Source organism: Plantactinospora mayteni (genome assembly GCF_016862935.1).
Taxonomy (GTDB): domain Bacteria; phylum Actinomycetota; class Actinomycetes; order Mycobacteriales; family Micromonosporaceae; genus Plantactinospora; species Plantactinospora mayteni.
In genome coordinates this window covers 1-25,374 of the sequence record NZ_BONX01000008.1, presented here as the reverse complement: position 1 = coordinate 25,374, position 25,374 = coordinate 1, and the positions used below count along the sequence as shown (strand labels likewise).

At 73.1% G+C, this 25,374-nt stretch carries 21 protein-coding genes and 1 pseudogene; 11 read left to right on the top strand and 11 right to left on the bottom strand.

The window, feature by feature from the left end:
• Positions 1–22: 22 nt before the first annotated feature.
• The 4 genes from Pma05_RS07460 to Pma05_RS07445 are packed head-to-tail and all read right to left on the bottom strand — an operon-like array spanning position 23 to position 4,404.
• Positions 23–1,186, bottom strand: a complete 1,164-nt coding sequence (locus Pma05_RS07460; RefSeq protein ID WP_203856574.1) for an ABC transporter ATP-binding protein — start codon at positions 1,184–1,186, stop codon at positions 23–25.
• Positions 1,186–2,085 carry a carbohydrate ABC transporter permease gene (locus Pma05_RS07455; RefSeq protein ID WP_203856573.1) on the bottom strand — a complete coding sequence of 300 codons (900 nt, stop codon included), beginning with the start codon at positions 2,083–2,085 and terminating at the stop codon, positions 1,186–1,188. The genes Pma05_RS07460 and Pma05_RS07455 overlap by 1 nt, the downstream gene beginning before the upstream one ends.
• On the bottom strand, positions 2,082–3,056 hold the full coding sequence (locus tag Pma05_RS07450) for a carbohydrate ABC transporter permease (protein WP_203856572.1): 975 nt from the start codon (positions 3,054–3,056) through the stop codon (positions 2,082–2,084). The genes Pma05_RS07455 and Pma05_RS07450 overlap by 4 nt, the downstream gene beginning before the upstream one ends.
• Positions 3,031–4,404, bottom strand: coding sequence for an extracellular solute-binding protein (locus tag Pma05_RS07445; protein WP_203856571.1), 1,374 nt, complete (start codon positions 4,402–4,404; stop codon positions 3,031–3,033). Before Pma05_RS07445 ends, Pma05_RS07450 begins: the two co-directional genes overlap by 26 nt.
• 488 nt (positions 4,405–4,892) lie before the next feature.
• Here Pma05_RS07445 and lanKC point away from each other — a divergent pair, with 488 nt between their 5' ends.
• The 5 genes from lanKC to Pma05_RS07420 all read left to right on the top strand — a co-directional run bounded on the left by lanKC (position 4,893) and on the right by Pma05_RS07420 (position 13,317).
• Positions 4,893–7,700: a class III lanthionine synthetase LanKC gene (gene lanKC, locus Pma05_RS07440; RefSeq protein WP_203856570.1), complete on the top strand. Its 2,808-nt coding sequence runs from the start codon at positions 4,893–4,895 to the stop codon at positions 7,698–7,700.
• Between the two features lie 16 nt (positions 7,701–7,716).
• Positions 7,717–7,845: a SapB/AmfS family lanthipeptide gene (locus Pma05_RS07435; RefSeq protein WP_101366223.1), complete on the top strand. Its 129-nt coding sequence runs from the start codon at positions 7,717–7,719 to the stop codon at positions 7,843–7,845.
• Positions 7,846–7,921: 76 nt separating this feature from the next.
• The gene (locus tag Pma05_RS07430; RefSeq protein ID WP_239311864.1) at positions 7,922–9,901 is read left to right on the top strand and encodes an ABC transporter ATP-binding protein; all 1,980 of its coding nucleotides are present in this window, start codon (positions 7,922–7,924) and stop codon (positions 9,899–9,901) included.
• Complete coding sequence (locus tag Pma05_RS07425; RefSeq protein WP_203856569.1) at positions 9,898–11,808, top strand: ATP-binding cassette domain-containing protein; 1,911 nt, start codon at positions 9,898–9,900, stop codon at positions 11,806–11,808. Before Pma05_RS07430 ends, Pma05_RS07425 begins: the two co-directional genes overlap by 4 nt.
• A 30-nt stretch (positions 11,809–11,838) precedes the next feature.
• The gene (locus Pma05_RS07420) at positions 11,839–13,317 is read left to right on the top strand and encodes a carbamoyltransferase C-terminal domain-containing protein (protein WP_203856568.1); all 1,479 of its coding nucleotides are present in this window, start codon (positions 11,839–11,841) and stop codon (positions 13,315–13,317) included.
• 22 nt (positions 13,318–13,339) lie between these two features.
• Here Pma05_RS07420 and Pma05_RS07415 read toward each other — a convergent pair whose 3' ends face one another.
• The 3 genes from Pma05_RS07415 to Pma05_RS07405 form a co-directional block, all read right to left on the bottom strand.
• On the bottom strand, positions 13,340–13,939 hold the full coding sequence (locus Pma05_RS07415; protein WP_203856567.1) for a response regulator transcription factor: 600 nt from the start codon (positions 13,937–13,939) through the stop codon (positions 13,340–13,342).
• 136 nt (positions 13,940–14,075) lie between these two features.
• A complete protein-coding gene (locus Pma05_RS07410; protein WP_239311862.1) occupies positions 14,076–14,681 on the bottom strand; it encodes a response regulator transcription factor in 606 nt (201 codons plus the stop codon).
• Between the two features lie 227 nt (positions 14,682–14,908).
• Entirely contained in the window at positions 14,909–15,523 is a 615-nt protein-coding gene (locus Pma05_RS07405; RefSeq protein ID WP_203856566.1) for a hypothetical protein, read from the bottom strand.
• Positions 15,524–15,823: 300 nt separating this feature from the next.
• On the opposite strand from Pma05_RS07405, the gene Pma05_RS07400 reads away from it, so the two are divergent.
• Positions 15,824–16,060, top strand: coding sequence for a hypothetical protein (locus Pma05_RS07400; RefSeq protein WP_203856565.1), 237 nt, complete (start codon positions 15,824–15,826; stop codon positions 16,058–16,060).
• 477 nt (positions 16,061–16,537) lie between these two features.
• Positions 16,538–17,737: an aminotransferase-like domain-containing protein gene (locus Pma05_RS07395; RefSeq protein ID WP_203856564.1), complete on the top strand. Its 1,200-nt coding sequence runs from the start codon at positions 16,538–16,540 to the stop codon at positions 17,735–17,737.
• Between the two features lie 28 nt (positions 17,738–17,765).
• Here Pma05_RS07395 and Pma05_RS07390 read toward each other — a convergent pair whose 3' ends face one another.
• Positions 17,766–19,346: an asparagine synthetase B family protein gene (locus tag Pma05_RS07390; protein WP_203856563.1), complete on the bottom strand. Its 1,581-nt coding sequence runs from the start codon at positions 19,344–19,346 to the stop codon at positions 17,766–17,768.
• 5 nt (positions 19,347–19,351) lie between these two features.
• Positions 19,352–20,353 carry a hypothetical protein gene (locus tag Pma05_RS43415; protein ID WP_275414654.1) on the bottom strand — a complete coding sequence of 334 codons (1,002 nt, stop codon included), beginning with the start codon at positions 20,351–20,353 and terminating at the stop codon, positions 19,352–19,354.
• Positions 20,354–20,710: 357 nt separating this feature from the next.
• Here Pma05_RS43415 and Pma05_RS07380 point away from each other — a divergent pair, with 357 nt between their 5' ends.
• On the top strand, positions 20,711–21,121 hold the full coding sequence (locus Pma05_RS07380; protein WP_203856562.1) for a hypothetical protein: 411 nt from the start codon (positions 20,711–20,713) through the stop codon (positions 21,119–21,121).
• 205 nt (positions 21,122–21,326) lie between these two features.
• On the opposite strand, the gene Pma05_RS07375 is transcribed toward Pma05_RS07380, so the two are convergent.
• The gene (locus tag Pma05_RS07375; protein WP_203856561.1) at positions 21,327–21,596 is read right to left on the bottom strand and encodes a hypothetical protein; all 270 of its coding nucleotides are present in this window, start codon (positions 21,594–21,596) and stop codon (positions 21,327–21,329) included.
• Positions 21,597–21,786: 190 nt separating this feature from the next.
• Positions 21,787–22,377 (bottom strand): annotated as a pseudogene (locus Pma05_RS07370) (GGDEF domain-containing protein); the annotation flags it as partial.
• Positions 22,378–22,847: 470 nt separating this feature from the next.
• On the opposite strand from Pma05_RS07370, the gene Pma05_RS07365 reads away from it, so the two are divergent.
• The 3 genes from Pma05_RS07365 to Pma05_RS07355 all read left to right on the top strand — a co-directional run bounded on the left by Pma05_RS07365 (position 22,848) and on the right by Pma05_RS07355 (position 25,267).
• On the top strand, positions 22,848–23,087 hold the full coding sequence (locus Pma05_RS07365) for a DUF397 domain-containing protein (RefSeq protein ID WP_203856560.1): 240 nt from the start codon (positions 22,848–22,850) through the stop codon (positions 23,085–23,087).
• Positions 23,088–23,286: 199 nt separating this feature from the next.
• Positions 23,287–24,255: a Sco1979 family transcriptional regulator gene (locus Pma05_RS07360; protein ID WP_504960284.1), complete on the top strand. Its 969-nt coding sequence runs from the start codon at positions 23,287–23,289 to the stop codon at positions 24,253–24,255.
• A 250-nt stretch (positions 24,256–24,505) separates the two neighbouring features.
• On the top strand, positions 24,506–25,267 hold the full coding sequence (locus Pma05_RS07355) for an SDR family NAD(P)-dependent oxidoreductase (protein WP_203856559.1): 762 nt from the start codon (positions 24,506–24,508) through the stop codon (positions 25,265–25,267).
• Positions 25,268–25,374 lie beyond the last annotated feature (107 nt).

Sequence of the window (25,374 nt, the reverse complement as noted above, 5' to 3'; positions counted from 1 at the left end):
CCGATCCGCTCGTCCGACCCCGTCAGGCCGGTCCGCCCACCACACCGCCACCCGTCGCACCGGCACCAACCACACCGCTGCCGACCACACCGCCACCGTCCGCGCCGAGTAGTTCGCCGTCCCGGTAGAGCAGCGAGCGGCCCGCCCGGGGCACCACCCAACCGGTGCTGCCCAGCTCCGGCTCCCGGCCCTCCGGGACCACCACCTGGAGGCCGACCCCGGCGACCCCGTCCCCGCCCGGCAGGTCCAGCGAGACCAGCGAACTGCTGCCGAGGTTCTCCACCACCACTACCCGGCCGGAGAGCGCGTCGTCCAGCGGTGCGGTGTGCAGGTCGAGGTATTCGGGGCGTACCCCGTAGACCACCCGGTCGCCGTCGGCGACCACGGCGCGGGCCGGTTCGGGCAGCGGCAGCCGGGTCCCGGCGACCACCACCGCGTCGCCGGCCACCTCGGCGTCGAGCAGGTTCATCGGGGTGGAGCCGATGAACCCGGCCACGAAGGTGTTCGCCGGGCGCCGGAACACCTCGACCGGGGTGCCGACCTGACGAATCCGCCCGCCCTCCATCACCGCTATCCGGTCCGCCAGGGCCAGCGCCTCGGCCTGGTCGTGGGTGACGAAGACGCAGGTGACGCCCAGTTCCCGCTGCAACCGCTTGAGGAAGGTACGGGCCTCCAGCCGGAGCCGGGCATCCAGGTTGGACAGTGGTTCGTCGAGCAGGAAGACCTGCGGGTGGCAGGCCATCGCCCGGGCCAGCGCGACCCGCTGCTGCTGGCCGCCGGAGAGCTGACCGGGGCGCCGGTCGAGCAGCCCGGTCAGGCCCAGCTCGGCGGCGGTCTCGGCGGCCTTGTCACGCCGGGCCGACCGGGGCAGCTTCTTGATCCGCAGCGGATAGCCGATGTTCTCCTCGACGGTCATGTGCGGGAACAGCGCGTAGTCCTGGAAGACCATCGCCACGTCCCGGCGGCCCGGCTGGAGGTTGGTGACGTCGCGGTCGCCGATCTGGACAGCGCCCTCGGTGGCCACCTCCAGCCCGGCGATGGTACGCAGCAGGGTGGTCTTGCCGCAGCCGGACGGCCCGAGCAGTGCGAAGAACTCGCCGTCCGCGATGCTCAGGTCGAGCCCGTCCAGCGCCCGGACACCGCCGGGATATACCTTGCCGAGCCGGCGCAGGGTGATGGCGGCCATCAGCGCTTGATCCCTCCGTGGAACCGGAAGCCGTAGCGGCTGCTGACGAAGACGAACATGAGCACCACCGGCAGCGAGTAGAGCAGGGAGAAGGTGGAGAGCAGTGCCAGGTTGGCCTGGCCGCCCTCGGTGTAGAGGGTGTACATGATCACCGCCGCCGGGGCCTTCTCCGGGTTGCGCAGCAGCAGGAACGGCACCAGGAAGTTGCCCCAGACGTTCGCCACCGCCCAGACCGCCACGGTGGCCAGCCCGGGCCGGACCATCGGCAGGACGATCTGCCAGACGATCTGCACAGGGCTGGCCCCGAAGACCCGGGCGGACTCCTCGTACGAGGTCGGCGTGCTGTCCATGAAGTCCTTCAGGATGAAGATCGCCGCCGGCAGCAGCCCACCGCTGAGGATCAGGATCACGCCCAGCCGGGAGTCGATCAGGTTGAGCCGGAAGGCCAACTCGTAGAGCGGCACCATGGTGGCGGTACCGGTGACGATCGAGGAGAGCAGCAGCAGGCCGTAGAGCAGCGCGTCCCGCCCCGGCACCCGTACCCGGCTGAGCGCGTACGCGGCGAGGGCGGCGAACGTCACCACCAGGACCGCCGTACCGCCGGAGAGCAGGATCGAGTTCCACAGCGACCGGAGCGCGTACGGGTTGTCCAGCAGGGCCCGGAAGTTGTCCAGGGTGAACTCGGGCAGCGAGGTGGTGATCGTCGGCGTCCGGTCGAAGGGTGCGGTGGCGAGCCAGAGCAGTGGCAGCGCGAAGAAGCCGAGCACCACCGAGACGAAGGTGTACCGGCCGATCTGCACCACCGCACCCCGCCAGCCGAGGGCCGCCCCCGGACCGGCGGTCGGTACCGGATCAGCCGACGTCGCCGGACCGGCGGTCGTCCTCGGGCCGGCCGTCATCGCCGGGCCTCCCGCCGCTGGCCGAGGGTGCGCAGGTAGACCAGGGCGATGACCAGGTTGATCAGCAGCATCAGGAAGGAGATCGCGGCGCCGAACCCGAGTTCCCCGCCGGAGAGGGCGATCTTGAAGACGTAGACCGGGAGGATCTCGGAGCGCTGCTCCGGGCCACCCGCCGTGATCAGGAACGGGGTGAAGTCGTTGAAGGTCCAGAGGCTGATCAGCAGCAGGTTGGTCAGCACGTGCCCACGGATGCGCGGGAAGACCACGTCCCGCAGTTGCTGCCAGGTGGAGGCCCCGGCCAGCCGGGCGGTCTCCAGGTGCGACGGCGGCACGTTCTGCAACGCGGCGCCGTAGAGCATCATCGAGAACGCGGTGCCGCGCCAGGTGTTGAAGAGGATCACCGAGAGCATCGGGTGGTCGAGCAGCCAGGCCATCCCGGGCGTGCCGAGCAGCGCGTTGAGGGTGCCGGCGTCCCGGTCCAGCAGGGCGATCCAGAGGAACGCCACCACCGAACTCGGCAGGATCCAGGCCAGCAGGACCAGTGCCTCCACCACCCGGCGTACCGGGCCGTGCCGGTCGCGCAGCGACCAGGCGATCGCGAAACCCAGTCCGGCCTGGCCGATGACCGCCGAGCCGAGGACGAACTGGAGGGTGAGCCAGAGCGAACTGCGGAACCGCTCGTCGCCGAGCGCGGCGGTGTAGTTGTCCAGCCCGACGACCTGCGGGTCGGCCGCGGCCAGCCCGGTCAGCCGGTAGTTCGTGACGCCGAGGTAGATGGTCCAGAGGGCCGGTACCACCAGGAAGAGGACGATCAGCACCAGGCCGGGCAGTACGAACCCGCCCGCCCGGGCCCGGCCGAGCCCGGCGGCGTCGGCACGGCGGGCCAGCGGCGTACCCGGGTCGTCCCGGCCGGTCGCGGACCCGCCGGCACCGGCGGTCGTCGGGTCAGGAGGTGACGTGGTCCGCGCCACCGACCAGCCCCGCCAGCTTCTTCTGGTAGTCCGTCGCCACCGCGTCCGGCGACTTGCCGCCGACCACCGCCGCGGTGGCCTCCTGGATCGCCACCGACACCTGTGGATAGACCGCCAGCGGCGGTCGGGCGGCGGTGATCGGCAGGACCTTCTCGGCCACGAACTTCAGCATCGGGTCGCCGGCCAGCACCTCGTTGTTGACGTCGGTCCGGGCGGTGATCCGGGGTACGTCACCCAGCTCCGCCTTCACCGCCTCCGCCGAGTGCATGAAGCTGAGCAGCTCGAACGCCTGGGTCGGGTACTTCGAGTGCGGGTTGAGCGTACGCACGCTGCCGCCGGACATGCTCACGAAGTCCTGCCCCCGGATGCCGGCTCCGGGGTTCTTCGCCGGGATCAGCGCGTAGCCGACGGTGGCGTCCCGGTCGGCCATCTTGGCGATGCCGGCCTTCGGCTCGACCACGCTGCGCCAGAAGTAGTCGCCCTCGGCGAGGATACCGATCTTGCCCTCGGCGAAACGCTGGAACGACTTGTCCCGCCCCTTCGCCTCCTGTTGCAGCAGCGGGTCGCCGAGCCCGGCCGGGTAGACCCGGGCGTAGAAGTCGAGCATGTCCCGGACCGGCCCGGTGGCGCCGCTCCACTTGCCGTTCGCGTAGACCTCGCCGCCGGCGCCGGCCAGCAGCGGCAGCGCGCCCTGCATGCTGGTCGCCTCGCCCATCGCGGTGCCGCCGTTGACCTGGATCGGGGTCACCCCGGGCAGCGCCTTCAGCTTGGCGCCCGCGTCGAGGATCTCCTGCCAGCTCCGCGGCTGCCAGTCGGTGGGCAGGCCGGCCTGGCCGAAGAGCTTCTTGTTGTAGTAGAGGATCCGGCCGTCGGTGCCGATCGGGATGGCGTACCGCTTCTCCTCGAAGCGGCCGAGCCCCTGCACCGCCTCCGGGATCTGTGCCCAGCCCTCCCAGGAGTCGGTCTCCGCCCCGGCCACCTCGGACAGTGGCTTGAGGTATCCGGCCTGGGCGAACTCGCCGACCCAGATGCCGTCGATCGAGATCACGTCGCCGCCGGACCGGGCCCGCAGGTCCAGGGCGAGCTTGGTCTTGTACTGCTCGTCGTCGACCCCGCTCGGCACGAAGGTCACCTTCGCGGTCACGCCCTTGGCCTTCTGCGCCTCGACGAACCTCGGGATCACCCAGTTCTGGATCCACTCGGCACTGCGGGAGTTCTTGCCTCCGGCGATCGCGTTGTCGGTGATGGTCAGCGTGATGTCCTTCGCGTCCCTGCCGGCGGGCTCCGAGGAGTCTCCGCAGGCAGTGGCCGCCAGCACCACCGCCGCCACCGTGACGAGCGCGCCCATCGCGCGGCTGCCCGCCGGTCCGGTCGTACGCCCCCGTCGACGTCTGCGCCGATCTGGCATGTCTGCCTCCCTTCGCCAACGATCGATCTCCAACGACCTCACCTTTGGCAGAATGTCATGACAGCCTGACGACGTAAATAGATCTACTCGAAATCCACCGGCAACCGGAGGGACGGCGCTGACCTCGCCGTCGGCGCCCCGCGACCGCGCTCTGCCAGGCGTACCGGCTTGCCGGTCGGGCGTGCACTGTGCACCCGACGGGCGCCGATCCGCTGCCGCCGACCCCACCAGCACTGATTCGTGTATCCGGATATAGCGATATAGATGATCCTCGCTTGCCTGTGGGCCCTGACATTTGTCATAGGTACCCGTGCGCGACGCACCCTGAGGGATGACTTAACACACTAGTAACACCTCGGATCCGACCAGGAGACTCGGATGCGTCGATGAAGCACGGTCGCCCAGGGACCACCCGAGGAGCCGCGACGATGGACGAAAGATACGACGCCTACTGTGCGGTCGATCCGCTGTTCTACGACTCCCTCAGCACCACCTCCGCCACCACCGCCGCCGGGTTCGCGGCAGCCGACCGCCCGGTGCCGGCCGGCTGGCAGCGCGAGCCGAGCGACGACTGGCTGGTCTACGGTCCCGAGGACGGCAAGCTCCCCCAGCAGGGCTGGAAGATCCACGTGTCGGCCTGTCTGGACAACGCCGACCGGATCCTGGACGGCGTCTTCGACTACTGCGTCCCCCGGGGAATGTCGTTCAAGTTCCTCCGCGGCCCGCGGATGCTGCTGATGCGCAACTCCAAGTACGCCCGGCGCGGCTCCAGCGGCAAGTTCGTCACCATCTACCCCCGGGACGAGGCCGAACTCGAACTGGCCTGCAAGGAACTCGCCGAGCGGCTGGCCGGCGAGGCCGGACCGTACATCCTCAGTGACCTGCGCTACGGCGCCGGCCCGGTCTACGTCCGGTACGGCGGCTTCGCCGCCCGCTACTGTGTCGGCGCCGACGGCCAGGTGGTACCCGCCGTCGAGGACGGCACCGGCACCCTGGTACCGGACCGGCGCGACCCGGTGTTCCACGTACCGGACTGGGTGGCCCTGCCCGAGTTTCTCGGCCCGCACCTCGCCGCCCGGAACGCGACCACCACCACCGAGCTGCCGTACCGGATCGAACGGGTCATCCACTTCTCCAACGGCGGCGGCCTGTACGTCGGCCGGGTCACCCGTACCGACACCCAGGTGGTGTTGAAGGAGGCCCGCCCGTACGCCGGGCTGGACGCCACCGGCACGGACGCGATCACGAGGCTGCACCGCGAGGCCGAGATGCTGCGCCGGCTCGCCGACGTACCGGGAATCACCCGGGTGCACGACGAGTTCGTCCTCGGCGACCACCACTTCCTCGCCCTGGAGTTCGTCGAGGGCCGGGCGCTGAACAAGCTGGTCGTCGAGCGGTACCCGCTGGTCGACGCCGACGCCACCCCGGCCGAGCTGGCCGACTACACGGACTGGGCGCTGCGGATCCACGCGCAGGTGCGGCGGACCGTACAGGCGATCGCGGCGCACGGCATCGTCTACGGCGACCTGCACCTGTTCAACATCATGGTCGGCCCGGACGACCGGGTCACCCTGGTCGACTTCGAGGTCGCCGCTCCGGTCGCCGAGGCGAGCCGACCCGCGCTGCGCAACCAGGCGTTCGCCGCCCCGCGTGACCGGACCGGACTCGCCGTGGACCGCTACGCCCTGGCCTGCCTCCGGCTCGCCCTGTTCCTGCCGCTGACCCAGGTGGTCCGGCTCGCCCCGGCCAAGGCCGCGCACCTCGCCGACGTGGTCGCCGCGCACTTCCCGGTGCCGCGCGACTTCCTGGACGCGGCCGTCGCCGAGATCACCGGCACCGCCACCCGCCCCGCCAACCAGCCCGCCGGCCGATCCGACACGCCCGCCGCTCGCACCGGCGCCGAGCCCGGTGTCCAGCCCGACGGGGCTTCGGCCGCCTGGCCCGAGGGGTCGGCGCGGGCCGGGGCGGGTCAGCCGGTGCCCGGGGCCGACGACTTCGCCGCCGGCCGGTCGGCCTGGCCGAGGCTGCGGGACCGGATCGTCGGCGCGATCCTCGCCAGCGCGACACCGGAGCGCGACGACCGGCTCTTTCCCGGCGACATCGAGCAGTTCCGCACCGGCGGCCTCAACCTCGGGTACGGCGCGGCCGGTGTCCTGCACGCGCTGCACGCGACCGGCGCCGGCCGGTACCCGGACCACGAGGACTGGCTGGTCAAGCGGGCCCTGCACCCCGCGTCCGGTACCCGCTGCGGCTTCTACGACGGGCTGCACGGCGTGGCGTACGCCCTGGAGCACCTCGGCCGGCGGCAGGACGCGCTCGACGTACTCGACATCTGCCTCGGAGAGCCCTGGGAAGAACTCGGCGAGGATCTGGTGAGCGGGCTCTCCGGCATTGCGCTCAACCTCGCCGAGTTGGCCGGCCGGACCGGTGAACCGACGTTACGGCAGGCTGCCTGGCGCGCCGCCGAACTGGTCGCCGACCGGTCGACCGACGGCGCCGGTGCGCTGGCCGGAGGCGTCTCCGCCGGCAGCACCGGCGCCGGAGCGCAGATCAGCGGCGGGCAGCACCCGTACGCGGGACTGACCCGGGGGCGTACCGGCCCGGCCCTGATGTTCCTCCGGCTCTACGAACTGACCGGTGACACCGAACTGCTGGACCGGGCCGGCGACGCGCTCCGGCACGACCTGCGCCGCTGCGTACTGCGCCCGGACGGGGCGCTGGAGGTGGACGAGGGCTGGCGGACCATGCCGTACCTGGCGCACGGCAGCGTCGGCATCGGACTGGTGCTCGACCAGTACCTCCGGCACCGGCCGGACCCGGAACTCGCCGACTCGGCGGAGGCTCTCCGGCGGGCCGCCCGGGCCCCGTTCTACGCGCAGTCCGGACTCTTCGCCGGGCGGGCCGGCATCATCGCCTACCTGGCCGCGCGGACGGCCGACGGAAGCCACCCGAGCAGGGAGCAGCGGACGGTCGACCGGGAGGACGACCGGGCCGAACTGGACCGCCAGGTGGGGCGGCTGGCCTGGCACGCGCTGCCGTACCAGGGCTTCCTCGCCTTCCCCGGCGAGCAACTGCTGCGGCTGTCGACGGACCTGGCCACCGGGAGCGCGGGCGTACTGCTCGCCACCGCCATGGCCCGGCACGACGAGCCGGTCACGCTGCCCTTCCTCGCGCCGCTGACCGGCGCGACCAGACTCCCCTCGCTGCCGCGAGGGGCACATCGGACCGACATCTAGGAGGAGGTGAACACACATGGCGCTTCTGGACCTTCAGGGGATGGAGCTGGCCGACCGCACCGGTGGGGGCGGCGGTGGCGGCGGTAGCCGCGCGAGCCTGCTGCTCTGCGGCGACAGCTCGCTGTCCGTGACGACCTGCAACTGATCAGGTCGGCATCGGTGCCCTGGGTGGGCAGACGTCCCCACCCAGGGCAACCCGTCTCGACAGGAGGGTGGTAGGCGTGGCCGCCGACGGGGACCGACTGCTCCGGGCGGACGGGAACCGGCTGTTCCGGCAGGCGATCACGTACGGCGGCAGCTGGACTGTCACCCTCGGCGCCGCCGCGCTGCTCGGCGCGGCGGCCGAACTGCTGTTGCCGGCCGTCCTCGGGCTCGCCGTGGACGCCGCGCTCGGCGACGCGGACCGGTGGTGGCCGCTCGCCGCCTGCGGGCTGGTCGTGCTGATCGTCGCCACCGACACACTGAGCAACCTGGCCGGCGGGGCCGGCACCGCCCGGACCACCGCACGACTGCGGCACCGGCTGCTGGGGCACCTGCTCGCCCTCGATCCGCGCCGCGCCACCCGCTATCCGGTGGGTGACCTGGTCGGCCGGCTGGTCGGGCAGGCCGCCGACTCCGGGCAGGCCGGCAGCACCGTCGTGCTCGGCGTGACCGCCGCGCTCCCCCCGCTGGGCAGCGTGCTGGCGCTCCTGCTGCTCGACTGGCGCCTCGCCGTCACGTTCGGTGCCGGGCTGCTGCTGCTCGCCGCCGGCCTGCGCGCCTTCGTCACCGACGCCTCGGCCGCCGCCGCCGGCTATCTCGGGGTACAGGGCCGGATCGCCGGGCGGCTCGCGGAGGCGCTGCACGGCGCCCGTACCATCGCCGCCGCCGGCACCGTCCGGGCCGAGATCGACCGGGTACTGGCACCGCTGCCGCTGCTGCGCGCGCACGGTACCCGCACCTGGACCACGCTGGCCCGGGCCTCGGGTCGGACCGCAGCGGTGGCCCCGCTGCTGCAACTGGCGATCGTCGCGGTCGGCGGCTGGTCGGTTGCCGACGGTCGGCTCACCCCGGGCCAGCTCTTCGCCGCAGTGCAGTACGCCGCGCTCGGCGCCGGCCTCGGCAGCATCGTCGCCACGCTCAACCGGCTGATCCGGACCCGGGCCGGTACGCAGCGGGTCGCCACCGTACTGGCCGAACCACCCCGGTCGTACGGGACGGCGCCGCTACCCGCCGGCACCGGCCGGCTCGTCCTCTCCAACGTGACGGTGTACGGCGACGACGGGCGGCCGGTGCTGGACGGGATCGACCTACGGGTGCCGCCCAGCGCCACCATGGCGGTCGTCGGCCCGTCCGGAGCCGGCAAGTCGACCCTGGCCGCAGTCGCCGGCCGACTCCGGGACCCCGACGCCGGCGAGGTACTGCTGGACGGGATACCACTGCCCCGGCTGAGCCGATCCGCCCTGCGGCACGCGGTCGGGTACGGCTTCGAACGACCGGTACTGATCGGCGACACGATCGCGGAGGCGATCACGCTCGGCTCCGACCTCGGCTCCGGGCGTCAGCCGGACGCCGGAGAGGCGACCGCCGACGAGCGGCCCGACGCCGAAGGGGCGAGCGCCGACCAGGCGCCCGACACCGGACAGCCCACCAGTGAGGAACTGGCCGGCAGCGGGCTGGCGGGCGCCGACGGGCGGCTCGTCGCGGTGGCTCGGGCAGCCGCGATCGACGAGTTCGTCGAGCGGTTGCCGGACGGCTACCAGAGCCGGCTGGACGCGACTCCGATGTCCGGCGGCGAGGCGCAGCGGCTCGGGCTGGCCCGGGCTATGCACGCCCACCGGCTGCTGATCCTGGACGACGCGACGTCCAGCCTGGACACCGCGACCGAGCACCGGATCGCCGCAGCGGTCGCCGCGCACCCGGACCGGCGTACCCGACTGGTGGTGACCCACCGGGTGGCCACCGCCGCCGGTGCCGACCTGGTCGCCTGGCTGGACGGCGGCCGGTTGCGCGTCGGCCCGCATCGCGAGCTGTGGCGGGATCCCGCCTACCGGGCCGTCTTCGCAGCCTCGACGTCGCCCCGGACCGAACCGGCGCAGCCGGCCGAACCGGCGCAGCCGGCCGAACCGACTGAACCGACGGGACCGGCCGAACCGACCGGACCGACCGGACCGGCTGAGTCGGCCGGGTCCGCCGGGTCGGCGGTCGAGGCGGTCCGGTGAGCGGCGTCGTCCGGTTCACCGCCGCCGCGTTGCGCCGCCGGGCCCGCCCGCTCGGCCGGCTCGCCGGCTGGTCGGCCGCCGAGGCACTGCCGGCGCTGCTCGCCGGCCAGCTCACCGCCCGGGCCGTGGACGACGGGTTCCTGGCCGGCCGGCCGGGCACCGGGCTGGCCTGGCTCGCCGTCCTGGCCGTCGCGGTCGCGGTCGGCGCGGTCGGCACCAATCGGGCGTACGCCCGGCTCGGCGACGTCGTCGAGCCGTTCCGCGACGAGCTGGCGGAACGGGTCGTCACCGGAGCGCTGCACCGGTCGACCGCCGCCGGAGCCCGACCGGAGACTGCGGCGGTGGCCCGGCTGACCCATCAGGTGGAGATCGTCCGGGACACCTTCGCCGGGCTGGTGATGGTGGTTCGGGGCTTCCTGTTCATCGCCGGGGCGGCCCTGCTCGGGCTCCTCTCGCTGACCCCGGTGGTGGCCGGGGTGGTCGCGGTACCGCTGGTCGCCGGTCTGGTGCTGTTCGCCGCCGCCCTGCCGGCGATGGTCGGCCGGCAGCGCGACTACGTCCGCGCCGACGAGCGGCTCGGCGAGGCGGCCGGTGCCGCCTTCGCCGGGCACCGGGACGTGGTGGCCTGCGGTGCGCAGCAGATCGTCGCCGACCGGGTGGGTCGGCAGGTGGGCCGGCAGGCCGAGGCCGAGCACGCGCTGGCCCGGATGGCCGCGCTGCGCAGCCTCAGCCTCTCCGTCGGCGGCTGGCTGCCGCTGGCGGTACTGCTGCTGGCCGCTCCGTGGCTGGTCCGGCGCGGGCTCACCGCCGGTGCGGTGCTCGGCGCCCTGGTGTACGTCGCCACGGGCCTCCAGCCGGCGCTGCACGCGCTGGTGCAGGGGGTGGCCGGTGGCGGACTCCGGTTCGCGGTGACGCTGGACCGGATCCTCCACGCCACCACCCTCCCGACCGGCCCCGCCACCGCCGGTCGGGCCGGAGCCGGCAGCCCGCCGACGGCGCCGCCTCGCCCAGCGCTGGCCGAACCGTTCACCCCGCAGCCCGCCGCCGGAGCCTCCGTCCGCCCGGACGCCGGAACACCGTCACCGGGAAGCGCCGGAGCGCCCCTGGCGTCGGGTGCCGCCGTGACCGGGTCCGGGGTCGGGCCGCCGGGCACCGGGACAGCTCCGGCCCGGGCCGAACTGCGCGGGGTCACCTTCCGGTACGGCCCACGGGCCCGCCCGGTCCTCGACGGCTTCGACCTCACCCTCCCCGACGGGGCACACCTGGCGGTGGTGGGGCCGAGCGGGGCTGGCAAGTCCACCCTGGCCGGACTACTCGCCGGGCTGCTCGCCCCGCAGGCCGGTACGGTGCTGCTCGGCGGGACACCGGTCGGTGCTGCCGAGCCGGCGGCGCTGGCCCGGCACCGGGTACTGATCCCGCAGGAGGCGTACGTCTTCGCCGGCACCCTGCTGGACAACCTGCGCTACCTCCGACCCGACGCGCCGCGGAACCAGGTCGACGCGGCGGTGCAGCGGCTGGGCCTGCTGCCGCTGGTACGCCGCCTCGGCGGGCTGACCGGGACGGTGCACCCCACGGCGCTCTCCGCCGGTGAACGGCAACTCGTCGCGGCGGTACGCGCCTACCTCTCCCCCGCACCGCTGGCGATCCTGGACGAGGCGACCTGTCACCTGGACCCGGTGGCCGAGGCGACCGTCGAGGACGCCTTCGGCACCCGACCGGGTGCGCTGGTGGTGGTCGCCCACCGGATCAGTTCGGCGCTGCGGGCCCGGCAGGTCCTGATCCTCGACGGCGGTCGTCCGCTGCGCGGCCGGCACGACGACCTGCTGGCCCGCTCGGCGACCTATCGGGAGTTGGTCGGGCACTGGCAGGGCGGCGATCCCGTTCCGGCCGAACTGACCAATAGCTAGCCGGGGCGGTCAATAGATAGAGTCGCCTCGATGGCAATCACGCACGTCCTCGGCCTCAGCGCGCTGTCGCACGATGCCTCCGCCTGTGTGGTCCGGGGTGACGAGATCCTCTTCGCCGGCCACGCCGAACGGTACTCACGCCGGAAGAACGATCCCGACCTCGCCCCCGGGCTGCTCGCCGAGGCGCTCTCCTGGGGCCGCCCGGACGTTGTCGCCTGGTACGAGCATCCACTGTGGAAGAAGCTGCGGCACGTACGGGCCGGGCAGTTCCGGCACGCCGTGGCCGTCGACGACCTGCCCCGCCGCTACCTGGCCCGGCTCGACCTGCCGGAACTGCGCGCAGTACCGATCCGGTACGTGGGGCACCACCAGTCGCACGCCGCCGCCGGGCACTTCACCAGCGGCGAGCGGCACACGGCGGTACTCACCGCCGACGCGATCGGCGAGTTCGAGACTCTGACCCTGGGCGAGTTCCGGGACGGCGTCTACCGGGTCTTCGCCCGCTGTCGCTATCCGCACAGCCTCGGGCTGCTCTACAGCGCCTTCACCCGGCGCTGCGGGTTCACGCCCAACGAGGAGGAGTTCATCGTGATGGGGCTGGCCGCGCTCGGCCGACCCCGGTATGTCGAGCAGGTCAAGACGGACCTGATCGAACTCACCCCACCCACCTTCCGGCTCCGCCGCAACGTACACCGGGGCATCGGCGACTGGCAGCCCCGGGCCGATCCGGCGGACCTGGCGGCGAGCATCCAGGTGGTGACCGAGGAGGTACTGCTCGGGGCGGCGCGCTGGCTGCGTACCCGGGTCGACGCGGCGACGCTCACCGTGATGGGTGGGCTGGGCCTCAACTGCGTCGCGAACGAACTGCTGGCCCGACGCAGCGGCTTCGACCGGATAACCCTGCTGCCGAACCCCGGGGACGCCGGGTCGAGCCTCGGCGCGGCGGCGGCGGTACTCGGCCACCAGCTCAACTGGACCGGGCCCTACCTCGGCACCCTGATCGGGGGTGACTACCCGGTCGCCGCTCTGGCCGAGGCGCTGGCCGCCGGGACGGTGGTCGGGGTGGCGCGCGGTCGCGCCGAGTTCGGTCCCCGGGCGCTGGGCAACCGCTCGCTGCTGGCCGATCCGCGCGGGCCGGACAGCCGGGACCGGGTCAACCGGGTGAAGGGGCGGGAGCCGTTCCGTCCGTTCGCCCCCGTGGTCCGGCAGGAGGTCGCCGGGAGGTACTTCGACATGCCGGTCGGCGCGTCGCCGTACATGCAGTTCACCGCTCGGTGCCGGGATCCCCGGGCGTTTCCCGGCATCGTGCACGTGGACGGGACCTCCCGGGTACAGACCGTGACCCGGGACCAGCATCCGGGCCTGTACGACCTGCTCGGCGAGTACGAGCGCAGGACCGGCTGCCCGATCCTGCTCAACACCAGCCTGAACCTCAAGGGCGAACCGCTGGTCAACGACCTGGCCGACGCCCGCCGGTTCAGCAGCCGGACGGGCGTGCCCGTGCTCTGAGCCACGGCGCGGGCGGGCCGGCTCAGATCCAGCCCTTCTCCCGGGCGATCCGGATCGCCTCGATCCGGGTACGCGCGCCGGTCTTGCCGGCGATCCGCGACAGATGGTTCCGCACGGTGCCGGCGGAGAGGGAGAGCTTGCTGGCGATCTCCACCACCGGCCACCCCTCGGCAGCGATCTCCAGCACCTCCACCTCCCGTTCGGTCAGCGGGTTGTCCCGACTGAGCGCCGCGACCACCAGGTCCGCGTCCATCACGGACCCGCCGCAGGCGAGCCGGCGGACGGCCTCGACCACCCGCTCCGGCGCGACGTCACTGCCGAGGAACCCGAGGCGCTGGCAGCGCGCCCGCAGCGCGTCCCCGAGCACCCTGGGCCGGCGCGGATCCACCAGTACCAGCACCGGTAGCGGTTCGGACGACGCGACCGCGGTGGAGAGCACCCCCGCCCCGAAGAGGCTGACGTCCGCGACGGCCACGTCCGGACGCTGCATCCGCAGTGCCGTGCCGATGTCCTCGGCTCGGTCGACCTCCGCGACGACCTCGATGTCGTCCTGAGTGGTCAGCACGAAGGCCAGGGCGCCACGGATGAGAGCGCCGTTCAGCGCGAGCAGCGTTCGGATCACGTTCCCCCCTGCTAGTTGTCACCACTAGATCACCCCGCGTGAACATTCAAACACGAGCGCGCCGCGTACGCCCACCGGGGCGACCGGGACCGGCGACGCGGGTCGCCTGGTCCCGGACGCCGCCGAGCGTCGGAGGTCAGATCCAACCCGCCCGCTGGGCCTGCCGGACCGCCTCCAGCCGGTTACGCGTCCCGGTCTTGCGCATGATCACCGAGAGGTGGTTGCGGACCGTGCCGTGCGCCAGGAAGAGCCGACGGGCGATCTCCTTCAGCGGCAGACCCTCGGCGGCCACTCGCAGCACCTCCAGTTCACGGTTTGTCAGCGGGCTCTCCGGCGGGTTCAGCGCGGCCGCGGCGGCCACCGGGTCGAACACCCGCTCGCCGAACGCCACTGCCCGGACCAGCCGGGCCAGCTCCGCCGGTGGCAGGTTCTTGTCGACGAAACCCCGGGCACCGGACCGGATCGCCCGTTGCAGCGCCTCCGGGCTCAACTGGGTGGCCAACGCCAGCACCGCACTGCCCGGCGCCTCGGTACCGAGCTGCGCCAGGACGTCGAGCATGTCGGCACCGGGCAGCTCCATGTCGACCACCACCACGTCCGGTCGCCGCCGGCGGACTGTCGTCACCAGTTCGGCCGGCTCGTGGAGGTCCGCCACCACGTCCAGGTCCTCCTCACTCGACAACACCGCCCGCAACGCCCCACGTAACAAACCCATCTCCTCCACGATCACAATGCGGATCACGAGGTCACTCCGATCTCGGTACACAAAGTCAGCGACAACCTCGACGTCCGAGCGGGTCCCCACCCGACCGGAGCCGATCACGAGCACGATTGAGTACGGCGCCGTCGGTCGGGCCCGCCACCTCGACGGGTACGGCGGTGCCCGGTGCACCGACGGAGGCTTCCACCGGACCGAGGACGGCCACGGCGGAGAGGAAGAACGGCCGGGAGTACGGCCGCCGGAGCGGATCAGCCAGGCAACGCCGGTACGCCCGGCGACCGGCCGGTGGGAGTGGCGTCCCCGTACCGGAAGATCGACGGAGTTCGCGTGGACGACTGCGAGCCTGCCGTGCCCGGCAGGACGGCGGCCTGTCCAGCGCTGGGCGGCGTAGGTCCGGCGTACTGCGTGCCGGCGCCGGGGTCGACGGGTGAGTCGGGTGTGGACGGGAACCCGGAGTCGATGTCCCAGGCGTCGGCACCCCGGGGCGACGGACGGCTCGGACCCGCCGCGCCGCCGGCACCCGGCTCGGGCGACTGCCGGAGCGGCACGGACGACCCCGGCGGTTCGGCGGGAACCGGAGCCGGCGCGGCCTGCTGAGCCAGGGCCGACGGGGGTGCCGGTGGCGGCGCCACGGCGGGCGCGGAGGGCGGCTCGGCCGGCTGTGACGGCAGGCCCCGGGGCGGCGGTGCGCCGGAGTGGTCGCCGTCCGGCCCCGCACCGACGACCTCCGGGACGCTGCCGACCACTTCCGGCACGGTCCCGACCAGCTCCGGCAACCGTTCGGCCACTGCCGGGACAGCCGCCACCACGTCCGGCAGCACCGCCAGCACGAGTGGCACCCCGGCCGTCAGCTCGGGGAGCACACCTGTCACCACGGACGGGCGGGGTGGCGCTTCGAGGGCCGTCGTCCGGAGCGGAGTGCCCCGGGTGGTGGCCGGGTGCTCCCGCTGTGGCCGCGACGCGGGCCCACCGCGTTCGCCGCCGGAGGGCGGGCGGGCCCGCTCGGAACGGGAGGACTCCGGCCGGGTCCGTTCCGAACGGGCGCGCTCCGGGTGGACCCGCTCCGAACCGGCAGACTCCGGGCGGGTCCGCTCCGGACCGGCAGACTCCGGGCGGGAGGCGGGGCGACCGGTCTCGGGTGTCGCTTTTCGAGGCAACTGAACGTGATCGTCGAGAAGTGCCGGCAGTCCTGGCGCGATCGTCCCGACGAGCGAGCCGAGCGGCTCCGCACCAGTCGCCGGGGCGCCCCGGTCACCGGCGAGCGCCGGCCCGTCGAGCATGCCGAGAAGGAAGTATCCGGTCAGCGCACCCCCGCCGAGCAGGGCGATTCGGGTCAGCAGTCGGACGGCTCGTCTCGGGGGGCCCGGCCGGCCCGGACCCGGCACGCGCCGGACTGCTGAGACCACGGCCATGTCGCGAAGGCGCTCCTCAGGTAGGCGGAAGTAGGCGGACAGAAACGACAGCGTAACGCAGTGTCTATCACGCCGCACCCGGTGCGCCACGCCGGCTCGCGGGCACGCCCGGGAGTACCGGTTCACTCACGCGCTCACCCAGAGCGCGGCACGCCGGCCGACCGCCGAACCTTTCGACCTGGACAGCGCGGCGCATGACCCGACCTCCACCGGCCACGACGGACCGCATGCGGAGGTCGAAGGGCTCACTGTGCCCTGCCCGGCCCGACACGGCCCGGCCCGACACGGCCCGACACGGCCCGGCACGGACCGGGGCGGCCCGGACCGGGGCGGGGCGGCCCGGACCGGGGCGGGGCGGCCCGGACCGGGGCGGGGCGGCCCGGACCGGGGCGGGGCGCTTCGGGCCGGGCTCTCGACGGGCCCGGGCCGTCCAACCCGGCGGCCAGGGCTGGTTATGGTGGGCGGATGACGGCACCCCGCCCGCGCGCACTGCCCATCGTGCAGTTCCGGAGCCGGGCCGGGAGCATCGACCTCGGCTGGGGGCATCCGCATCCGGCGGCACTGCCGATGGACGCCTGGGCCGAGGCGACCCACTCCGCGCTGCGCCGCTACGGTGCCGCCGCGCTCACCTACGGCCACTCGGCCGGCCCGGGGCCGCTGATCGAGTGGCTCTGCGAACGGTTGGCCGAGGTGGACGGCGGGGCACCCGAGCCCGGCCAGGTGTTCGTCACCGGGGGCGCCTCGCACGCGCTCGACCTCGTCGCCGCCGTGCTCTGCCGACCCGGCGACGTCGTACTGGTCGACTCCCCCACCTACCATCTGGCGCTGCGGGTCGTCGCCGACCACCGGGTCGACACGGTGCCCGCCCCCGCCGACGAGCACGGGATCGATCCCGCCGCCACCGACGACCTGATCAGGGCCGTCACCCGGCAGGGCCGGCGGGTGGCGATGCTCTACCTGGTGCCGACGTTCAACAACCCGACCGGGCGGTCGCTGCCGGCGGATCGTCGGGCCGCCCTGCTGGCGGTGGCCGCCCGCAGCGGGGTACCGGTGGTGGAGGACGACACCTATCGGGAACTCGCCTATCCAGCTCCGGCGCCGGCCTCGCTGTTCAGCGGTGCCGAGCCGGGGACGGTGGTCCGGATCGGGTCGTTCGCCAAGAGCGTCGCGCCCGGGCTGCGGCTCGGCTGGCTCACGGGTGACCGACCACTGGTCGCGGCGGTGACCGCACGGGGCTATGTGGACAGTGGTGGCGGGGTCAACCACGCCAGCGCGCTGACCCTGGCCGAGTTCGCGGCGTCCGGGGCGTACCGGCGGCACGTCGAGGCGATCAGGATCCGGTACCGCCGGCAGCGCGACGCACTGGTGGCCGCCGTACGCGACGAGCTGCCGCAGGCCGAGTTCACCGTACCCGGCGGCGGCTGGTTCCTCTGGCTGCGGCTGCCACACGAATACGCCGGTACCGAACTGCTGCCGTACGCGGAGGCCGCCGGGGTCTCGTACGTGCCCGGGCGGCAGTTCTTCGTGGCCGACACGGGGCACCGCCACCTGCGACTGTCGTACTCGATGTGTGATCCGGAGACGCTGGCCGAGGGGGTGCGCCGGCTGGCCGGGGCGTACCGGGACGCCGGGCTGGCGAGCCGGTCGACTCCGTTGCCGGGCTGAGCGGAAAGCGCTGGGCGCCTATGGCGGTTCAGCTCTGTCGGCCGGAGCCGGTCAGCCGGCGCCACGCCGGGCCCACCTTCCATCTCGCCATTCCGGCCAGGTCGCGGGCATGCTCGAAGACGTCCGGCCGGGCCGTACCCTTGGCGACCGCACGGTCGAGGTCGTGGCCGCAGCGCACCAGTACGGTGTCGAAGTCGCGGCGTACCGGTTCCAGCAGCTCGTAGCCGAACGCCCGGTACTGGCGGGCGAAGAGCGCCCGGTACGGCCGTACCCCCTCGTGCAGCCCCGAGCCGAGCGCCATCGGCTCCCTCGGCCGGTCCCGGACGTACTCCGGCAGCAGGTCGGCGTGGGCGTGCCGGAGCAGCCACCGCGGCCGGCCGTCCCGCAGGTTCAGCTCGGCCGGCAGCCGCATCGCCAACTCGACCAGCGACAGGTCGAGGAAGGGCGGCCGGGCCTCCACCCCGTGCCCGAGACCGGTCCGGTCCACCCGCTGCAACCCGGTACGACAGAGGTTGCGGATCCGGTGCCGGAAGAGCCGGCCGGCCACCTCCGGGCCGACCGCGTCCGAGCCCGGGTGCCCGCCGAAGAGGTCGTCGGCACCGTCACCGGTGAGTACCACCCGGACGCCGAGATCACGAACCCGCCGGAACAGCGGCACCGAGACGACCGCGTCGATCAGGTCGGCGTACTCGGTGAGTTCGGAGATCCGGATGGCCGCCCGGATGTCGTCGAGCCGGATGTCCCGGGGCTGGACCTCGATCACCTCGTGGTGTACGCCGAGGTCGGCGGCGAGCCGGCGAGCGCTCTGCACGTCCGGGCTGTCCGGGGTGCCGACGGTGAACGCCACGCAGTCGTGGTGGAGCTGCCGGACGTGCAGCAGGGCGAGGGTGCTGGCCAGGCCGCCGGAGAGCAACACCCCGACGGTGAGGTCGGTGTCGAGCCGGGCCCGGATGCTGTCCCGGACCGCCTCCCGGAGCAGCTCCGCCGCCTCGTCGGCGTCGCGGACCGGCGGCTGCCCGGCACCGAGCCGGACCAGGTCCAGGTATGGCACCAGCTCCGGCCCGGTCATGGCGTCGGCCCAGCCGTGGTGCCCGGGCGGCAGCTCCGAGATCGGCGCCCCGATCGGCACCAGCGCCTTGACCTCCGAGGCGACGTGCAGCCGGCGCAGGTGCCGGGACCAGTAGAGCGGTCGTACCCCGAGTGGGTCGCGGGCCAGGTAGAGCCGTCCGGTGGCGGTGTCGGCGAGGGCGAAGGCGAACTCGCCGCGCAGTCGGGTGACCGCCTCCGGTCCCCAGGCCAGGAACGCCTCCAGTACCACCTCGGTGTCGCTCTCGGTGCGCAGCGGCCGGCCGAGCCGGAGCAGTTCGGCGGCGAGTTCCCGGTGGTTGTAGACCTCGCCGTTGTAGCAGAGCAGCCACCGGCCGTCGGCGGAGCACCAGGGTTGGGCCGCGCGCTCCCGGTCGACGATCCGCAGCCGCTGGACCCCGGCCAGCAGGTCGGGACCGAGCCGGGTCTCCGCCAGGTCGCCGCGCGGGGTGAGTTCCGCCATCATCCGGTGGAAGGTACGGCGGTCCGCGCCGGGACCGAGCAGTAGGACGATGCCGGACATGCCGCTCAACCTCCCAGTGCGGTCAGGAAGTCGCGCCGCAGTCGGCTGGCCGCGCGCGGGCTGACACAGAGGTGCCAGGTCTGACCCTCGTCGATCACGTTCACGTCGCCCCAGCCCTGCCGCTCCCGCAGCACGGCGGCGACCGTGCCGGGCGCGTCGAACCGGCGCAGCCAGGACATCTCCAGATCCATCGCGTACCCGAGGCAGTGCCCGCTGGGCAGCATGGCCGCGTACCCGAGGGCCCGGAGCCGGTGCTGGTGTTCGAGGCTGCGGGCCAGGCTGGTCACCCGCAGCGGCGGGGTCGGACCCGGGCGGCGCCGGGCGAGGTCCACGGCGAGCTGGTTCAGCAGCGCCACCACCTCGGGCCGGGTCCGGGTGGTCCGGGGCCCGGTGCCGGCGGCTGGTACGGCGCTCCGGCCGGCCGGCGGTGTCCCGGGTGGCCGGAGCCGGTGCCGCACCGCCCGGGCCGCCCGGCTCAGCAGGTGCCCGGCCGGCCGCCGGTAGCGGAACCGGAGTAGGTCGGTGCGGCGAAGCGCCTCGAGGTCGACCAGTTCCGCCGAGCTGTGCAGGTCGGCGTCGGTCGGAAACCCGGGCAGGTGTCCCCACCACATGACGTCGATCCGGGAGAGCAGGTAGATCCGGATCAGGCCGGCAAGGTCGCGGGCGACACTGCGGTTGTTCGGCCGGTAGTCCCGGATCTCCCGGACGAGCCGGTTCGCGGCGTCGGCGGCGCCGCCGGGCAGTACGCCGAGCACGGCGGCGAAGTCCGGGCCGGTGACCCGGTCCGTCAGCGTCCGCTCCAGTCTGGGCAGGTCGTCGCGGCCGGCGTGGCCGGCGACCTCGGCGAGCAGGTCCGCCACCGCCGCCCGGTATCCGACCAGTTCGGACAGGGAGGCCCCGCTGGCCGGGCCGGGGCGCGGGGTCCGGCCGGCGGTCACCCGCGACGGCTGCGGTTCGCTCGGCCGGATCCGTGATCCGACCTCCCCGGCGACCTCTTGGCTGGGCATGTCCGGCCTCTCCCAGGTTTCGGCGTCACCCCGAAAAATACTGCCGGTTTTGACCGTAACACCCAATAAACCAGAAAAATCCACATTGCTGCGAGTTGTCGCTGCCGCCGACCCGGACACCACCCCGGACGTCGGCGGCCAAGGGCACGGCGACTACGACACCCCGCCGCAGGGCCGCGACTGCCTGAAACGTTTCACGACCCCGGTCGCGGAACGGTGCCGCGCTGGCCCTGGTGTGGCGTACGGGTCGCCGGCTGCGGGGCGACGGCCTCCGGTCCGAAGGGTTGAGCGACGGCACGGCAGAGCTGAGTAGGGGTACTCGGGTGTCGGCGGGGGCGATGGTGGAGAGTCGAGGACATGATCGAACGGCAGCGGGCAGATGCCCGGCACACTCCGCTTTGGATCGTCGGACTCGCCGGCCTCACCGCGCTCGCGTACTGGGCGTTCCTGGGCTGGGACCAGCAGAAGGAGACCGATCCGGTGACGGGGGCGCAGACCGGGCCGTACTCGGCGTGGCAGGTGGTCGGTCTGGGGGTCGTGCTGGCCGTGCTGGTCTTCGAGACGGGGCGCCGGGGCCGGCCGTGGCTGGCCGGCATCGTCGTACCGGCGGTGCTCACTGTCGCCTTCTCGGCCGACGCCGCGACCGATCCGGACGCCGACGGGCTCTGGGTGATCGGTGCGGTACTGGTGGCGCTCGGCTCGGCACTCGGCACCGGTCTGGTCGCGGCGCTCGGCGCCTACGCGGGACGGCGTTCGCACGCCCGCTGAGCACCGACGGGCCGGGGCGGTGAGCCTGGGCACCGCCGGGATCTCCTGCGGGGCGGGCGACGACACTGCTCCGCCCCTCCGGCCACGAGGCCCGGCGGTACGAGCCGCCGGGGACTGAGCTTTCGGGGCCCGGCGGTACCAGCCGCCGGGACTGCGCTTGTGGGGCCTGGCGGTGCGAGCCGCCGGGGATTGCGCTTGCGGTGGTCTAGCGCCGGCCGGCGGGTTCGCCGTCGAGCAGCGGGTCCGGCTCCTGCCGCCGGATCATGTAAGGGGCGGTGAGAGTGTCCACGCCGGTGCCCCGGGCGCTGTTCGGCCGGTACGTGACCGTCGCGGCCAGCGCCGAGGCCGCCTCGACCACTCCCGCCCGCCAGGTGCCGGACCGGTAGACCCAGACCGGATCGGTCGGCCGGTAACTGGCGGTGGAGTCGATCTCCGCCGGGTTCCGTCGGTGCGGATCCACGTTGGGTACTGGCATGTTGTCACTGCCCTCCTGACTCGGCACCGGGTGTCGTCTCGATCAGTTCACGGTGCACGTCCGGCGCGCCGGTGGCCTCGCCGGTCGTACTGCTTGACAGGCCGAACTGCGCCGGACCCTGGACGTACCCCGCGAACGGGCCGACGCAACCGGCGGTGTCGACGTCGGCCGGGGCGAGTCGGGCCCGCCGGGTCTTCACCCGGTACATCGCGGCGTCGGCGAGGTCGAGCACCTCGGCCAACTGCGCGCGGCCGTGCACCGGGGCCAGTCCGATCGACGCGGTTATCCGCAGGTCGCGCTCGGCGACCTGGATCGGCGCGGAGACCAGCTCCGCGAGCCGTCGCGCGGACTGGTGCAGCCAGCGTCCGTCGGCCCGGGCACCGGCGAGCAGGCCGGCGAACTCGTCGCCGCCGAGCCGGGCCACCAGGTTGTTGCCCGCGTACGCCGCGAACCGCCAGGCCACCGCGATCAGCACCTGGTCTCCGGCGGCGTGGCCGAACCGGTCGTTGATCTGTTTGAAGTCGTCGAGATCCAGGACCACCGCGACCAGCGGCGGGCGGCCGGGATCGGCGACCAGCGCGGCACCGATCTGGTAGAAGGCCCGCCGGTTGAGTAGCCCGGTCAGCGGGTCGTGGGTGGCCGCGTGCCGTTCCGACTGCAACTCCTCGCGGAGCCGGACCACCTCCGCCTGGGCCATCCGCACCCGGCCGTGCATCCGCCAGGCCGCGCCGAGGCCCGCGACCGCGGCGGCGCCGGCCGCGAGGGTGAAGGGATCCACGATGCCGTGTCCCTTCAGGAGACCCGACTCGGGGACGGGTCGCAGGCCGGACCGAGCCGCTGTCCGAAGGCCGGTTGCCGGGAGTAGTCGGTGACTGTCCGTGATCCAAGTTCGCGTACCCCAGCACGGGCCGGAACCGAGCCATTGCGATCCGTTGGCGACCATCTGCCCAGGCAGGCAGGCACACCAGCAATCTCGCCTGGTCCCCGACGCCTCGATTGCGCTGGCAACGGCACCCCGCCTCCATCACGAAAAGTGAACAAACGGACACACCCTTACCGCGCTATCATGCTCGCTGTCAGGTGCATACGCAAGAGCGAATGCACGTGCAGATGGTCATGCAGCGATGACCGGACACGATGCTGCACGCACTGTCACGGCTGAGGACGCGTCCACGGGGAGGAATCACACGCAGTCGGGCCTACGCGACGCCCACCGCCCCCAGCCCTCCGGAACCTCCAGAAAGACTGGCGATGATTCAGACGTACAACGGCATGTCCACCGGCCAACTGCCGACCCTCGCCTGGCAGAAGAGCCGCCGCAGCAATCCCAGTGGGAACTGCGTCGAGATGGCCGAGTTGCCCGGCGGCGCCGGTATCGCCGTCCGCAACTCCCGGGACCCCGACGGGCCGGCGCTGATCTACACGATCGACGAGATCACCGCCTTCATCCTCGGCGCCCGGGACGGGGACTTCGACAACCTCATCCGGTAGCCGACCGTACCTACGGCGTCCGGTACGCCGACACCACCGTACGCCACCATCCCGACACGCTCACGCGATCCCGACTGGACAAGGGTCGAGAAAATTAGCGCGTTGGGTCTAGTCTCCTCACCGTCAAGCCATGGCATGCTTACCGACGGATTTGGCCCAGCCCTCGGTGGGCTGCGTCGAGCATGTGTGGAGGCGACACGTGACGATGGCCCCATCCGGCCGTGGTTCGGTCCCGGACGGCGATGTCGCCGACGGTGAACCGATCATCGACGGTGGACCGGTCTTCGCGGGTGGAACCGCCGACCCGGGGATCGCGGGCGGTCCCACCGTGCTGCGGATCCTGCTCGGTGGCCAGTTGCGCAAGCTGCGGGAGGCCAAGGGCGTCAGCCGCGACGACGCGGGCTGGGAGATCAGGTCGTCCGGATCCAAGATCAGCCGGATGGAGCTGGGCCGGGTGGGATTCAAGGAACGCGACGTCGCCGATCTACTGACCCTCTACCAGGTGACCGACGAGACCGAACGGACAGCCCTGCTCGCCCTGGCCCGCCAGGCGAACAACCCCGGGTGGTGGCACCGGTACGGCGACGTGCTGCCGAACTGGTTCCAGTCCTACCTCGGGCTGGAGGCCGCGGCGGCGCTGATCCGGGCGTACGAGGTGCAGTACATTCCCGGGCTGTTGCAGACCCGGGAGTACGCCCGGGCCGTGGTGTTGCTCGCCCACGACGGGGCACCGCCCGACGAGATCGAACGCCGGGTCGAACTCCGGATGGACCGGCAGAAGGTGCTGACCCGGCCTGGTGCACCGCAACTGTGGGCCGTGGTGGACGAGGCGGCGCTGCGCCGGCCGATCGGCGGGACCGACGTGATGCGCGGCCAGCTCGAGCACCTGATCGAGGCCGGCCGGCAGCCCAACATCACGGTCCAGGTGATCCCGTTCCGGGCCGGCGGGCACGCCGCCGCCGGAGGCGCGTTCAGCCTGCTCCGCTTCCCCGACCAGGAACTGCCGGACGTCGTCTACATGGAACAGCTCACCAGCGCGCTCTACCTCGACAAGCGCGACGACGTGGACTACTACGCCGCGGCGATGGAACGGCTCTGCGTCGAGGCCGTCTCGCCGACCGAGACCCCGGCGTTCCTCCGCGCGGCCCTGGCCGACCTCGACTCCTGACCCGACCGGCGATTCCCCACCGGACCCGGCGTTTCCATGCCCGACCCCGGCAATTCACCATCGGATCCGGCAATTCCCGACCCGACCGGCGATTCCAGACCCGGACCGATAATTCCCGACCCACTCGGTAATTCCCGACCCACTCGGCAATTCCTCACCGGACCGGCGATTCCCGACCCCCCGGCCCCGAGCGGGTTCCGGTTCGGCGCTCCGTGCGGTCCACCGGCACCGAATGGGCGACACTACCGGTATGACTTCCCGCCGCCTCGCTGGCGCCGTCGCCCTGGTCACCGGCGCCTCCTCCGGGATCGGCGCCGCCGCGGCCCGCCGGCTGGCCGGTGCCGGCGCACGGGTCTTCCTCAGCGGCCGGGACCCCGACCGGCTCGCGGCGGTCGCCGCCGAGTCCGGTGGTACGGCGATCCCGTGCGACCTCACCGACCCGGACCGGACGGCGGAACTCGCCGGACGGGTACTCGACGACGCCGGCCGGGTCGACATCCTGGTCAACAACGCCGGCCAGGGCTTCGCGGGGCCGCTCACCGGGATGACCGACGCCCAGATCCAGGCGCTGGTGGCGGCGAACCTGACCGCCCCGATGCTGCTCGCCCGGGCGGTACTGCCCGGAATGCTGGCCCGGGGCAGCGGCCGGCTCGGCTTCGTCGGCTCCATCGCCGGCCGGCTCGGCGTACGCGAGGAGGCGGTCTACGCGGGCACCAAGGCCGGGCTGAGCGTCTTCGCCGACAGCCTGCGCCAGGAGACGACGGGTCGGGGCATCGTGGTCACCGAACTCGTCCCCGCCGTGGTGGACACCCCGTTCTTCGCCCGCCGGGGCCGGCCGTACCCGCGCCGCCGTCCCCGGCCCGTGCCGGCGGAGCGGGCCGCCGACGCCCTGCTCACCGGCATGCTCGCCGGCCGGCACGAGGTCTGCCTGCCGCGCTGGATGGTGCTGCCGATCGCGGTCCGGGCCACCCTGCCAGCCACCTACCGCCGGCTCGCCGACCGGTTCGGCTGACGCAGCCGCCTCGGCTGGCGGCCCCAGTTGGCCGCCCCAGTTGGCCGCCCCAGTTGGCCGCCCCAGTTGGCCGCCCCAGTTGGCCGCCCCAGTTGGCCGCCCCAGTT

Coding starts and splice junctions, on each gene's coding strand:
- Pma05_RS07380 (WP_203856562.1), top strand. CDS start 20,711: ATGATCGAACGGCAGCGGGCAGATGCCCGGCACACTCCGCTTTGGATC.
- Pma05_RS07420 (WP_203856568.1), top strand. CDS start 11,839: ATGGCAATCACGCACGTCCTCGGCCTCAGCGCGCTGTCGCACGATGCC.
- Pma05_RS07455 (WP_203856573.1), bottom strand. CDS start 2,085: ATGACGGCCGGCCCGAGGACGACCGCCGGTCCGGCGACGTCGGCTGAT.
- Pma05_RS07365 (WP_203856560.1), top strand. CDS start 22,848: ATGATTCAGACGTACAACGGCATGTCCACCGGCCAACTGCCGACCCTC.
- Pma05_RS07445 (WP_203856571.1), bottom strand. CDS start 4,404: ATGGGCGCGCTCGTCACGGTGGCGGCGGTGGTGCTGGCGGCCACTGCC.
- Pma05_RS07435 (WP_101366223.1), top strand. CDS start 7,717: ATGGCGCTTCTGGACCTTCAGGGGATGGAGCTGGCCGACCGCACCGGT.
- Pma05_RS07355 (WP_203856559.1), top strand. CDS start 24,506: ATGACTTCCCGCCGCCTCGCTGGCGCCGTCGCCCTGGTCACCGGCGCC.
- lanKC (WP_203856570.1), top strand. CDS start 4,893: ATGGACGAAAGATACGACGCCTACTGTGCGGTCGATCCGCTGTTCTAC.
- Pma05_RS07460 (WP_203856574.1), bottom strand. CDS start 1,186: ATGGCCGCCATCACCCTGCGCCGGCTCGGCAAGGTATATCCCGGCGGT.
- Pma05_RS07375 (WP_203856561.1), bottom strand. CDS start 21,596: ATGCCAGTACCCAACGTGGATCCGCACCGACGGAACCCGGCGGAGATC.
- Pma05_RS43415 (WP_275414654.1), bottom strand. CDS start 20,353: ATGCCCAGCCAAGAGGTCGCCGGGGAGGTCGGATCACGGATCCGGCCG.
- Pma05_RS07390 (WP_203856563.1), bottom strand. CDS start 19,346: ATGTCCGGCATCGTCCTACTGCTCGGTCCCGGCGCGGACCGCCGTACC.
- Pma05_RS07395 (WP_203856564.1), top strand. CDS start 16,538: ATGACGGCACCCCGCCCGCGCGCACTGCCCATCGTGCAGTTCCGGAGC.